Genomic DNA, 13,208 nt, shown 5'->3' with positions numbered 1-13,208 from the left:
AAACGCTATTCAGGAGTATCCCCAACTACAAGCAGACATAAACCCAATGGCTTTATCACAGGTATTCACTTTCTGGACCACGCTTAGCCCGAAGTCCGTATTCAAAGACATATTAGAGTTAGCTCCGGGCCATTATATGCATATAAGCTCCGAAAAAACGGAAATTAAGCAGTGGTGGCAACTTCACTTTCCTGCTGATGGACTTCCGGGCTACAGGGGTTCTTTTAATGAAGCACGGGAAGAGCTCAGCGCATTACTGACCGATGCGGTCAAATTAAGGTTAAGGGCCGATGTGCCTGTTGCGGCCTATTTAAGCGGCGGTCTCGATTCCAGCGCAACCACTGCATTGATAAAAAACGTGGCGTCCGGATCGCTGCGAACCTTCTCCATAGGATTTGAAGATGATGAATTTGACGAAACATCTTTTCAACAGGAAGCTTCCGCTTATTTAAAAACCAGACACACGCCATTCACATGTAAAAAAGATGATATTGGCTACTATTTCCCGCAGGTTATTTGGCATTCCGAAATTCCAATATTGCGAACGGCACCTGTGCCCATGTTTTGTTTATCAAAAAAAGTGAGAGAAAACAATATTAAAGTGGTGATAACAGGAGAAGGAGCTGATGAAATGTTGGCCGGCTACGATATTTTCAAAGAAACCATTATTCGGAATTTCTGGTCGCGCCAACCCCATTCTAAATACCGTCCCTTATTGCTCAATAAGCTTTACCCCTATCTGGCGCAATTCAAAGGACGTAATCAGGCCATGCTCAAACTTTTCTACGGTTACAAATTAGAAGAAACCTCGTCCCCCTTCTATTCTCACCTACTTCGGTGGAAAAACACTTCCAACATCATCTCTTATTTCTCAGGTGATATGCATGCCGCCATAAATGGCCATGATTCAATAAAGGAGGCAGGAAAACTATTACACAAAGATTTTAACACCTGGAACAAATTGAGTCAGGCACAATGGCTCGAGATCACCATATTCATGTCAGGCTATCTGTTATGCTCACAGGGTGATCGCATGGCCATGGCCAACTCAGTAGAAGGCAGATACCCCTTTTTGGACTACCGGGTCATGGAATTCGCCGCTACTTTGCCGCCCGACTATAAAATGCACGGGCTGGATGAAAAATACATCCTTAAGCAGATGATGCAAGGTCAATTGCCCGACAGCATTCTCAAAAGACCCAAGCAAGCCTACCGCGCACCGGTTTCAAAAAGCTTTATGACTGAAAAGCCCCCCGCCTATGTAGAAGAGATGATAGCGCCAGAGGCACTCAAAAAAACGGGACTCTTCAACATTGAAAAAACCCAAAAATTACTATCAAAGATCAAAACAAGCCAGCTGGTGTCTGAAATGGACAACATGGCCCTGTCTGGTATTCTGTCCACCCAGCTACTGCACAGTCAGTTCATCAATAAAAACGCCACATTCTCTTTGCCCACCCAGCTCAGCAACTGTCATAGAATCATTGATCAGAGAACTTAAACATGATTGCCATGATTTCGAAAACAAAACCTTTTAGTCGGCAAGTCCTTGAATTTAAAAATCTTGCTCAGGAATGTGACCAAATAATTGCACATCTAAAGGCAGATGTCTATCACACATTGCAAAGGAAAGGGGCAGTCATTGGCATCAGTGGCGGTATCGATTCTTCGCTAACGCTGGCACTGACAGTCAAGGCACTGGGACCGGAAAATGTTCTGGGGATACTTATGCCCGAGCAGGATTCCAGTCCCGACAGTGCCCGCCTGGCCCACGACCTGGCCCAAAATTTTGGTATTGAAACGGTCACAGAAAACATCACTGGTGCCCTAAAAGGTTTCAACTGCTACAAACGGAGGGATGACGCCGTGAAACGCATCTTTCAGGAATACAACCCGGCTACCCACAAAATGAAAATCGGCCTGAATGAATCAGGTCTTGCCTCTAACCTTCCCCAATTATTCTATCTGACCATTGTAGATACAGCCGGCCAGGAACAGACCAGAAGATTACCGGCCAATGAATTCAGGCAAATAGTGGCGGCCTCCAATTTTAAGCAAAGAAGTCGGATGGCCATTCTGTATTACCATGCTGAGGCCAACCACTATGCGGCCATAGGGACACCTAACAAACACGAAGTCCAGCAAGGATTTTTCGTTAAAAACGGAGATGGCGGAGCAGATGTGATGCCCATTGCCCATTTATATAAGACGCAGGTATACCAGATGGCTGAACATTTGGGCATTCCCCGGGAAATTATTGAGCGAACGCCTACATCGGATACTTATACGGCAGAACAGACGCAGGAAGAGTTTTTCTTTCAGATGCCTTTTGAGGAGATGGATCTTTACTGGTATGCCTTTGAAAACGGCTATAACACGGAAGAAGTCGCGCTGGTTATGAACAAGACAGAAGAAGAGGTGCAAGGCATATTCACGGGTTTTGAGCGCAAAATCAAAACCACAGACTACCTCCGCATGGAACCCATTAAATACTAAGGCCATGTATACTATTCCACAACGCATTCTGGGGGAGGCTCTGCTGCAATCCGCTTATGAGCATCCCGACAAAACAGCGGTCCTTATTAAAGACCTAAGCTATTCTTACCGGCAGCTCAACACGCAGGCCCATGCGATGGCAACCCATCTCGTTAACAGCGGCATCACTAAGGAAGACAGGGTCGCTATTTACATGAACAACACATGGGAGTGCATTGTCTCTATCTACGGAACGACCATGGCCGGGGCTGCTTTTTTGATCATTAACCCGCAGACGAAACCGGACAAGCTGTTGTATATCTTAAACGATAGCGGCGCGAAGGTTTTGGTTTCTGAGCACCAGCTCAGAAACGACTTCTTACAGATCTTACATGACACCCCGCATCTTCGTGAAGTTATAGTGACGGGACAGCCGGACAGTATTAATCCCTTTCCAAATATCCGAATGACAGGTTTTGAAAATCTGATATCGGCCAACAGCGAACAATCGTCACAACTACCGTCTGTTATTCCCAACGATCTGGCAGCGTTGATCTATACTTCAGGCAGCACCGGTTTTCCAAAAGGCGTAATGATGACCCATCAATCCATGGTATTCGCTTCCTGGAGCCTCATTCAGTATCTGCGGCTGAGGGACAGTGACCGCATTATTGTTCTCTCTCCTTTTGCTTTTGATTACGGGCTGTATCAACTAATAATGGCCATAACCATTGGAGGAGCCATCATTGTGGAGCAATCTTTCACCTTTCAAAAAACCATTTATAACCTGATTGATCAGCACCAGCCGACCGTCTTTCCTGGGGTGCCGACTATTTACGCCATGATGATTGCCACCTATAAAAAAGCCCCCTTCTCCCTGAACTGCATTGAAAAAATAACCAACACGGCAGCAGCGCTGCCTGCAGAATTCATTCCCGACCTCAAAAAATAATTTCCCAACGCACTAATTTTCAAAATGTACGGTCTGACAGAATGTAAGAGAGTCTGCTACCTTGAACCGGAACTCATTGACGCCAAGCCGGGATCGGTGGGCAAAGCCATACCGGGTACCGAGGTCTTTTTGCTATCTGAAGAAGGACAGCCTGTTGGCCCCCACCAAAAAGGCCTGCTGCACATTCGCGGACCGCATGTAATGCTCGGCTACTGGAACCAGGAAGCGCTGAGCCGGGAAATGCTGAAACCAGGTTCTTTGCCCGGAGAAAAGGTACTGTGCTCCAACGACTGGTTCAAAACCGATGAAGAGGGTTTTCTGTACTTTCTGGGACGCAACGACGACATCATCAAAACACGGGGCGAAAAAGTCAGTCCCATAGAAATAGAAAATGTCATCTATACAATCAATGGCATTAAAGAAGTGGCCGTTTTAGGCGTTCCCGATGCGCTAATGGGCGCATCCATCTGGGCCTTTGTAACGCATAACGGACTACCAATGGACGAAAAGTTTATTCAAAGAGCATGTGCGGCCAGACTGGAAGCATTTATGGTTCCGCAAAAGGTCATTTTTGTAGATGAGATGCCCAAAAGCACCAATGGCAAAATTGACAAAAAGGCCTTAAAGAAATTACACCTGACAAATGAGCCATAAACAATTGTTTCTGGAGCTGCAAATGGAGCTGGCAACTCAAATCCGTTTTCTGGCAGACAAACCGGAAGAGACGGTGGAATCAACGCTGAAAGCTTTATGGAATATGGCAGCCGGCCATCCCGTTTCGGCCGTTAAAGCCATGCAGACGGAATTGCCGCTTCTGACAGAGGAACAAGTGCAACTACTGCAGCAGCTGATCCAACGCAGAATAAGCAACACGCCTTTAGCTTATATCAGCGGGCGGCAATCGTTCATGGGCATTGAAATGCTGGTGGATAAAAGAGCTTTAATACCACGCAAGGAGACCGAACTACTCGGACTCAAAGCCCTTGAATTATCCCAACAAAGCGCCGCCAATAAAAAGCCGGTAATCATTCTGGACGTTTGCTGTGGAGCAGGCAACCTGGGAATAGCCCTTGCCGCTTATAACCCGCATTGCCAGGTATATTCAACCGACCTGTCCAACGAAGCCACAGAACTCACCCTGGAAAATATTCAATTATTAAAACTGAGCCATCGCATAGAAGTCCGTCAGGGAGATTTGTTTTCCGCATTTGAGTCGAAGAACTTTTACAACAAATCAAATCTTATTGTCTGCAACCCGCCTTACATCACAAGTTCCAGGGTAGATAAAATGACTGAAGAGATTGCCGGCAATGAACCGCCCCTTGCCTTCGACGGGGGCATGCTGGGGATAAGCATAATCCAAAAACTCTTGCGTGAATCCCCGAAATTTTTGGCACCTGAAGGATGGCTGGCCTTTGAAGTTGGAGCCGGACAAGGCAACTTTGTCCTTCAGTTGCTTAAAAAATCCGAGGTCTATACTGCCCTGGAATCCCTTTGCGACCATTCAGGAACCATAAGAGTGATTGTTGCCCAAAACAAAGCATAAAACATAGGCCACTTTCAATTTGTGCACAGGGCAGTCTGCCTATCATTATTTTTTTGACAAAAAAAAGATTTGGCCTTATATTTATTCGTTGACGTTCAATTTGGACCAAAGTTCTGTCTCTCGCTACATGTCACCACGACACGGTATATATTTTTCAGACCGTTCATTTTACACATCCTCATTATGCACCTCAGTTGGATCAAAAGCTTGCTCATAGCCATTTTTTTGGGATGCTTTGTAAACTGCGAGAAAAACAAAGGTAAAAGTGCTACCCATGGCGAATTGACAGAAATTGTCGGAGGCCAGTTTTTTGTAGCACCTGATGGCAACGACAATGGCCCCGGCACCATAGAAAACCCTTGGAGAACCTGGACCAAAGCATTCACACAGGCACATGCCGGTGATACGGTTTACTTTCGCGGGGGCGTCTATTATTCCACCAGCGACAATGGAGGAGAAAGGGGGTTCAATTCAGGGAGTCCGGAGCGCCCCATTTGCTTTTTTAATTACCCCGGAGAGACGCCTGTTCTGGATTGCCAAAACCGTGACATAACTTCCTTGGGTTACAACAGAGGCATTACCTTGTGGCATGTAGAAAACATACATCTTAAAGGGCTTCAGGTACGCAATGTTTATCAGCGAATGAATTCCAATGTAGTGGGTGTGGATGCCTGGAATGTGGGCAACATCACCTTCGAAAATATGCTCGTCCACCACGTAGCCGGGGAAGCCTATGTGGTGGCAGACTTCCACAGCACCATTCAATACATCAACTGCGATGCCCATAACATGAATGATTCATTGCGCACGGCCGTTTATCCAACACCTGGTTCACCGGGGCAAAACGGAGCCGGCTTTCATTTTCGAAACTACCGGGAAACCCCAGGTGCTGAAGCTTCTAAGCTGTATTACACCGGGTGCAGAGCCTGGGAGTTTTCAGACAATGGCTTTGCCGGCACATCGGTTGGTTATGTAGAATGGGATACCTGTTGGGCATTTGATGGTGGAGCAATGTCGGGCGAAGGTTGTGGTTTTAAATATGCTTCGATCTACCGCGACAACAATACACTGGCGCTTGCCAGACTGATGAAAAACTGTATTGGAGCGCTCAATGGCGCCTATGGCTTTTCTCCCAACAATTCGGGGGACACACCACTTGTCGGGAAATATTTCAATAATTCGGCCTATTACAATGGTTACAAAGAGAACATTGGCCATGGCTTGGGCTACGGCTGGATAATCATGCGCACCAATGCCAGTGAGGCACCTTCGGGAGAGTTGTATGCCAACAACCTGGCCTATAAAAATGAAAAAGGCGATGCCCATTCTGTGCGGAGTCAGGCCTTTAATCAAAAGAACAACAGTTGGAATTTATCGCTCAGCATCACCGATAACGATTTTAAAAGTCTGGATTGGACAGAATTAAAAAAACCCCGAAAAGCAGATGGCTCCTTGCCGGATATTGATTTTCTAAAACCAGTCAAAGGCAGTCCTCTGCTTAATGCCGGCATAGATGTTGGACTGCCCTTCTCCGGAGTAGCACCAGACCTGGGTGCCTTTCAACGAGACTAGGGGTTCAGCTTTTTTGCATCCTGCCATTCTAATCACCCATCAAACCTTCAACTATGAGACATTTATCGCTGCTTATTACACTCTTCCTGCTCACTTCTGGACTGATTTCGCAATCACAGATCATTGCCGATCATACCATTGTTGCGGATTATGATAAAATTCCACCTCACTATATCAATGAGGTAAAGAAAATGATGGTCTCTTTCCCGGGCGCTTCCCATTCTACCGCCTACAGGGTAGGCTTAAACCTTTTAGAGAGTCAGGATCCAACTTATCAAGTGAACATCGCTTATGAAGAAGCTTATACCACAGCATACCTGCGCTGCAACAACATTGGCCGCGACTTTCTGGATGATGAGTGGTATTCATGGTTTGCCTGGCCCGAAGGCGAGAGACCGGAGGCGGCCAACAGCGTCAAAGACATGATTAAACGCAACTATGACAACAACCGTCCCATCAGCGTGATAGGCTATGGGTGGTGCTGGATCATGATGAGTAGTTACCACAGCAGGGAATATGACCCGGAGCACAAGGTCAGATGGTGGGGAAGCACAAGAGGAGGGCCGGATGCGGGAACGCTTGGCTGGGGGCTGAATGCCGAAGACTTTGCCATTACCGGCAACAGGGTAAGTTTAGAGACCTATTTAAATGCGACTTTGGATTACGTCAGTTATTGCACCGCCAATAATTATCCGACAAAAATCGCTTTCACTACTGGACCGGTGGACAAATACACAGGTGAACAGGCCTACCAGGCCTATATCAAACACGAACATATCAGAAATTTCGTGAAAGAGGATCCTACGCGCCTGCTATTTGATTATGCCGATATTCTGTGTTACGATGACAACGGTCAGTTGAATACAGAAACCTGGACCTACGACGGCGTTACCTACACCTTTCCCTTTATTACAGACACCAATTTAGGGGATAAAAGTGTAGGACATATAGGCACTGCCGGCGCATTAAGACTGGCCAAGGCTACCTGGTGGTTTCTGGCAAGAATTGCAGGATGGGACGGAGAAACCACCACATCTGAGTTACCAACCACCCAAAGCGACATCGGCTTCTCAAATTACCAACAGAACCAACAACTGGTGATAGATTTAGATACTCCCTTGGTTTATAACGGACAATACACCGTACATTCCATTTTGGGAACCCGCTATGAGACTGCGAAGATTAACGGCACCCCCATTATTATCAACACCGGGCGCTATCCTCCGGGCGTCTACATCGTCACCTTGTCCGGAATAAAAACAACACATTTCAAGGTGGTTGTGATGTAGCACCCTAAAAATTGCTGCTCTGTCTGAGATTTAGATGCCCTGTCAGAAAGTCCGGTATGTACCAGCCATCCGGACTGAAAATTATTATTCTATCGAAAACTTTTCTTTTAGCAGCGCTATGGTGTCCGGCAAATTCAGGTCAAGGGTTTTACAGAGCCCCGGACTCACCTTATAGAGCAGCTTTTGAGCACTCATTTTCAAAACAACTTTGGCCGGATTTCCCATAATAACAGAATTATCCGGAAACTTACCCCGCACAACACTTCCGGCGCCTACAATACAGTTGTTACCAATGGTCGTATTGGGCAGCAAAATACTGCTCATTCCAATAAACACATCATTTCCAATGCTTATTTTCCCAAAAATACCCGCATCCAGCTCCTCCCTAAAAAGCCAGGATGCACTGCCATCATGCGTTATAAATCGCACGCCATTAGCAATGGCAACATGATTTCCCATTTCTACCAGAAAATGCTCATTGGAGATAAATATGGATTGTACAAAGCAGCGCTCCCCAATTTTAACACCTTGCCTCCTCAGATATTTAATTTTCCGTTCACTGCCGGATTTGCTTACGACAAACCTTTCCAGTGAGTCCACTATTTTTTTTAGCTTCATAATCATTGATGCAAATCATTCCGTTAGTCTACCCGCCCCTCCATACAATCAATCATAAACCGGGCGAACAATGGAGCCATTTGAGCTGCAAATCCGGCATTGGGATGTGAATCACCAGATCCCAAGGCAAAGGCCTCATTCATATAAACATCCCCTTCTGTTTCATAGCCGTAAAAATCCCATACATGAATGTTATCCCCTTTTTCATTCCACTCATCCATTACCCATTGATAAAAATCATGTGTCCGTTTGGCCTGCTCCTCTGTTGTAGCTTTCTTTAAGAGCGCCGGTGGTGTCCATACAATAAATATATTATTCGGAAACGCATGCATTTTCTGCTTTAAAGCTCCGTATTGCAAATAATAATTCTCCAATCTCTTTTCTTCGGAGTCGACATTGGGATAGCCCGTGTCCTCCTGAATAAAGCCCACCGGAAAACAGTGTTTAAAGACGATGACGTCATATTCTTTGGTAAGCATTTCCAGTGTTGGCTGCTCCATATAAGGGTGGACTCCGGCATTTTTTACCCAAATATTATAATAATCATAAGGGTAATTTCGGCCACCATAAGGAAGCGCTTGGGGAAATTTCATATCAGAAATCTGATAAGCGGTCTTGTGGCTTCGGTTGTACCGGTCAAAGTACTTTTGGACATCCCCCTTGCGGGTCAAACGGTACACGTACCGGTTGGTGCTTCCAAGCCAAACGGCCTGACCAGTGCTATGGTGTAAGAAGATAATTTTTTCCATTTCAACACGATTGGATGAGTGACAACCTGCAAGTGCCATAAAAGCCAAAAAAAGCATGCTTATTTTAAACATAAAGTTGTATTTCAATAAACTACAAACAGAACTACGAAAGAATGCGCATTTGATCACTAATCCTTACAAACCCGGCAAAGATGTTGCTAAAAGTTGCTTGTAAACATGAAGGGTAGATTGAAGGATCTCCGTTTCATCGTGCCTTATAAGGGCACGACGACGCGCATTGGCAGCATATCCTGCTGCCATTTCAAAATCATTGTACAATTGGAAGATGGCACCGGCCAATGCATAGGGATCGCCATCCTGCACCAAAAGCCCCTCCTCGCCATCTGTCAGCAAGGAATCTGTCCCCCCCACAAAACTGGCAATGCAAGGCATCCCAATCAACATCGCTTCGCACAGGCTGTTGGGACTGTTCTCAATGTGACTGGTTTGGACGTATATGTCGGAAGTCACCAACATATCCACGAGTTCCGGTGCCGATTTGGAGCCCACAAAGCGGATTCCTATGCGCTCATAATCGACTCCCAGCCATCGCTTGACCATTTTCACAATGGCATTCGATGCTTCTAATCCGGGTAAAACCCACTCAAAATCGACCCTTTTGGTATTCTTCAGAATTTGAGCGGTCCGGACAACCGTTTCCAGTCCTTTGTAAAATCCCGGCCCCAAAGTAGAAACAAGTCTGAGCGGTTGAAAGAATTCCCTTTTCTTCCATTCCTTGCCAAAAAACAGAGGCCTCAACATTTCCTGAACAACGAAATACTCACTCTGTGGAGCCAAAACGCGCGTAATACGTCTATCCCAGAGCGTTCGTCCGATAATATTGCGTGACATGGACAATATCATTCTTTCTCTTTCCGCATTATTTTTCACGCCGGCATAGAGGCGCTTTACAGAGCTAGCCTTCAATTTTGGCGATAGGCCTTCATACTTTTGAACCACAGAATAAGGGATACCCGAGAAATATTTAAGTGCAATAGCATTTAAGATCCCTTGAATGGAAACCACTACCGGAATTCTTGTGTGCGCCTGAATTAATCCATAATTATCTTCCGTACCATGAATATGAATAACATCCGGCTGCACCTCATCCACAATAAATAACAATCTTTTGATCTCCTCCGCGTCATCGCTCCGGTTCAAATACTTATTAAGCAGTCGCCCCCCAACAGTACTGCACCCACTTCTAAGAACCGGATAATAGAAGGTATTTTTATACTTAAAAGGCGCCAGTCTTTTAACCCAATAAAATGCCACCGACAATTGAATGTCCTCAATATTGGCCAAAGCACCTTCCAAGGAAGACAGCCAGCCTCCTTTGGTGTAGCTCGCTCCCAACAATTTTCCGGATGCGCTACAGGGCGTATTTGAAAACCAAAGAATTTTCATGTGCGTTAAATTACCTACCTATTGACCCCATATACCCTTCGCCTTGTTATTCAATATCTTATAGGTCTGAAGCGGCACATACAAAAAGCCCATTGCGTTGATGAGACAAATGGCCAGCACCACACCCGAAACACCCAAAGACGATTTTACCAATAACACGGCAAGCGGAATAAACAAAGTGGTTTGAACAACAACAACAATAATGGTCAGCTTTAACTTGCCAAAACCATTGATAAACTGGGTATAGGGTGACAACACCACATTAATGATGGCAAAAAAGGCCATTGAAAGAGACAGCAAAAACGGAATGCTAACCCGGTCGCCAATCCACAATTCATAAACCATTTCGCTCAAAAGAAGCATCAAAAAAATACCGACAACAAAAATACCGGAGGCCAAATTCAGGCGTTGGAGTGTGCGCTTAAGCCAGCTAATGTCCTTTTTGACATAAGCCTCCGTGACGGCCGACCAGATTGGCGTCATTATAATGGCGAACACCATAATAGGAATAGAAAAATACTTGTAGGCAATGTTGTAGATGGTGACCTCTTCAGGTCCTAAAAGCTGAATAATAATAATATTAGAAGTCATGAAAAGCACAATGGCCGAAATCTGAATGATAAAGAACTTGCGACCAAGCTTCATTAAGTCCCCTGAGAGTTTAAGATTGACCAGTTTAAGAGAGGGCCTGTACTTCCTGTAGCGCCCGTTAAACAGGACAAAGGTCATTACCAGCAACACCATTGCGGGTACAGCACTAAGCACAAATCCTAAAACAATCAAAGAACCATCCTCCGAAAAATGAATAAGCAAAATGATAATGATCAGGGTTATCACATTCCCAATAGGCATAAAAGCATTATAAACAGCAGGCCGCTGATCAGCTATAAGAATAACCCCCACCAGCTTAAGAATGAATCTTAGGGAGAAGAAGGAAAAAACAATTAAAGCAAGAATGGATAATTCCTGAGCAGGAACCGTACGGGTATTAAGAATGGCATCCCATTGCAGAAAGGGATTAAGGACATAGAACAACAAAATAACCGCAAAGAAAATTGCAATCACAATCGCATAGGTAGTACTTACGTACACCCTGGCCAACTCATGTTTGTCCTGCGCCACAGCTTCGGCAAATTTATTTCTGAGTCCACTCCCCAAACCCACATTGAAAAATTCAAACCACCCTAAAATGGATGTCAGCGTCAGCCATATACCATAGCGTTCATTATCAAGATAATCCAACAGCAAAGGCACATACACAAACCCAATCACAATGGTAACCCCCTGCAAACCGAAAGAATACAAGATGTGTTTTTTGGCTCTAACACTCCTTTCGTGACCTTTACGAATAAGATGGACGAAAAAATTCAGCACATGATTGAAGGGCATCTGGTAATTATTGGCTTATTTCGTAAAAACAGTTTTAATTAACCCGCCTCAAAAAACAACCTTAAAACAGGACTGCATGATGCGACTAACTTCCTGACACTCCTCATCGGTCATTCCTGTTCCTGATGGGAGACACAAGCCAAATTCAAAAAGACGGTCAGAAGTGCCATCCACATAAGCAGGACAAGCGGAGAAAACAGGCTGCAGGTGCATCGGCTTCCAGGTGGGCCTTGATTCAATGTTCTCTTTTTCCAGAGCAAGGCGAATTTCATCCCGCGTGACACCACATTTTAAGGGATCTACAGTGAGGCAGGTGAGCCAGAAATTGGAGTAATGAGCACCATCAGGCTCGGCTAGAAATTCAACTCCTTCAAAATCGTAAAATTGCTTTCTATAAAAATCAAACAGGGCTCTTTTCCTTTTTACACGTTCATCAATCACCTCCATCTGTCCCAGGCCAATACCTGCCAGCACATTGCTCAGTCTGTAATTATACCCTATCTCACTGTGCTGGTACCAGGGAGCGTCATCGCGAGCCTGAGTAGACAGGAACCGGGCTTTGTCGATCAACTTTTCATCGTTGGAAACAAGCGCGCCTCCCCCCGAAGTCGTAATAATTTTATTGCCATTAAAAGATAGTACCCCTAATTTTCCAAAGGAGCCTGCCGGCTGGTCCCTGTAACGACTACCCAATGCCTCAGCTGCATCCTCAATAACCGGAATCTCATATCTGTTAGCGATCTCCATTATTCTTGACATATTGGCAGGCATGCCATAAATATGCACAGGTATTATTGCTTTAGGCCGTTTTCCTTTTTTTATGCGATCTCTAATTGCCTCTTCCAGCAAGTCAGGACTCATATTCCAGCTGTCAGGCTCACTGTCGACCAGAATAGGAACGGCTCCCATATAAACTACCGGATTAATAGTGGCAGCAAAGGTCAGTGTGGAAGCAATTACTTCATCTCCTCTTTGAACACCCAGAAGGACCAAAGCCAAATGAAGGGCTGCTGATCCGGAAGTCAGGGCAGCAACATGCTTTACGCCAATATAAGCAGCAATAGCCTTCTCAAACTTAGCAATATTCGGTCCTACCGGAGCTATCCAGTTTTGGGCAAAAGCCTCCATCACATAATTTATTTCATTTCCTCCCATGTGGGGGCAGGCTAAATAAATGCGCTTTCTTAGATTTTCCATAGCTCTGAAATTTA

Annotated in this window: 11 protein-coding genes and 1 pseudogene; 7 read left to right on the top strand and 5 right to left on the bottom strand. The window is 45.3% G+C overall.

Annotation, left to right across the window (positions count from 1 at the left end; all coding sequences use genetic code 11):
• From asnB to JCM15548_RS17065, 7 genes and pseudogenes are all read left to right on the top strand, one after another.
• On the top strand, nucleotides 1–1,501 hold a 1,501-nt coding region (asnB, locus tag JCM15548_RS17090), incomplete at its 5' end, for an asparagine synthase (glutamine-hydrolyzing) (protein WP_157482891.1).
• Nucleotides 1,502–1,512: 11 nt separating this feature from the next.
• Nucleotides 1,513–2,496 carry an NAD(+) synthase gene (nadE, locus tag JCM15548_RS17085; RefSeq protein ID WP_062127922.1) on the top strand — a complete coding sequence of 328 codons (984 nt, stop codon included), beginning with the start codon at nucleotides 1,513–1,515 and terminating at the stop codon, nucleotides 2,494–2,496.
• Nucleotides 2,497–2,500: 4 nt separating this feature from the next.
• A pseudogene (locus JCM15548_RS17080) lies at nucleotides 2,501–3,631 on the top strand (class I adenylate-forming enzyme family protein); the annotation flags it as partial.
• On the top strand, nucleotides 3,629–4,081 hold the full coding sequence (locus JCM15548_RS24605; RefSeq protein WP_369403715.1) for a class I adenylate-forming enzyme family protein: 453 nt from the start codon (nucleotides 3,629–3,631) through the stop codon (nucleotides 4,079–4,081). The pseudogene JCM15548_RS17080 and the gene JCM15548_RS24605, both read left to right, overlap by 3 nt.
• On the top strand, nucleotides 4,071–4,973 hold the full coding sequence (prmC, locus tag JCM15548_RS17075) for a peptide chain release factor N(5)-glutamine methyltransferase (protein WP_062127920.1): 903 nt from the start codon (nucleotides 4,071–4,073) through the stop codon (nucleotides 4,971–4,973). The genes JCM15548_RS24605 and prmC overlap by 11 nt, the downstream gene beginning before the upstream one ends.
• Nucleotides 4,974–5,156: 183 nt before the next feature.
• Nucleotides 5,157–6,545: a right-handed parallel beta-helix repeat-containing protein gene (locus JCM15548_RS17070; protein ID WP_062127918.1), complete on the top strand. Its 1,389-nt coding sequence runs from the start codon at nucleotides 5,157–5,159 to the stop codon at nucleotides 6,543–6,545.
• A gap of 53 nt (nucleotides 6,546–6,598) precedes the next feature.
• Nucleotides 6,599–7,834, top strand: a complete 1,236-nt coding sequence (locus JCM15548_RS17065; RefSeq protein ID WP_062127916.1) for a T9SS type A sorting domain-containing protein — start codon at nucleotides 6,599–6,601, stop codon at nucleotides 7,832–7,834.
• A gap of 84 nt (nucleotides 7,835–7,918) precedes the next feature.
• Here JCM15548_RS17065 and JCM15548_RS17060 read toward each other — a convergent pair whose 3' ends face one another.
• From JCM15548_RS17060 to JCM15548_RS17040, 5 genes are all read right to left on the bottom strand, one after another.
• Nucleotides 7,919–8,452, bottom strand: coding sequence for an acyltransferase (locus JCM15548_RS17060; RefSeq protein ID WP_162198274.1), 534 nt, complete (start codon nucleotides 8,450–8,452; stop codon nucleotides 7,919–7,921).
• A gap of 23 nt (nucleotides 8,453–8,475) precedes the next feature.
• Complete coding sequence (locus tag JCM15548_RS17055; RefSeq protein WP_157482890.1) at nucleotides 8,476–9,201, bottom strand: hypothetical protein; 726 nt, start codon at nucleotides 9,199–9,201, stop codon at nucleotides 8,476–8,478.
• Between the two features lie 135 nt (nucleotides 9,202–9,336).
• Nucleotides 9,337–10,608 (bottom strand): glycosyltransferase family 4 protein, encoded by a 1,272-nt coding sequence (locus JCM15548_RS17050; RefSeq protein WP_083985213.1) that lies wholly within the window; start codon nucleotides 10,606–10,608, stop codon nucleotides 9,337–9,339.
• An 18-nt stretch (nucleotides 10,609–10,626) separates the two neighbouring features.
• On the bottom strand, nucleotides 10,627–11,997 hold the full coding sequence (locus tag JCM15548_RS17045; protein ID WP_062127910.1) for a lipopolysaccharide biosynthesis protein: 1,371 nt from the start codon (nucleotides 11,995–11,997) through the stop codon (nucleotides 10,627–10,629).
• Between the two features lie 48 nt (nucleotides 11,998–12,045).
• On the bottom strand, nucleotides 12,046–13,194 hold the full coding sequence (locus tag JCM15548_RS17040; protein WP_062127908.1) for an aminotransferase class I/II-fold pyridoxal phosphate-dependent enzyme: 1,149 nt from the start codon (nucleotides 13,192–13,194) through the stop codon (nucleotides 12,046–12,048).
• Between the last annotated feature and the right edge of the window lie 14 nt (nucleotides 13,195–13,208).

The organism is Geofilum rubicundum JCM 15548, assembly GCF_000974365.1.
In the GTDB taxonomy this organism is placed as follows: domain Bacteria; phylum Bacteroidota; class Bacteroidia; order Bacteroidales; family Marinilabiliaceae; genus Geofilum; species Geofilum rubicundum.
This window is presented reverse-complemented; position numbering and strand designations above follow the sequence as displayed.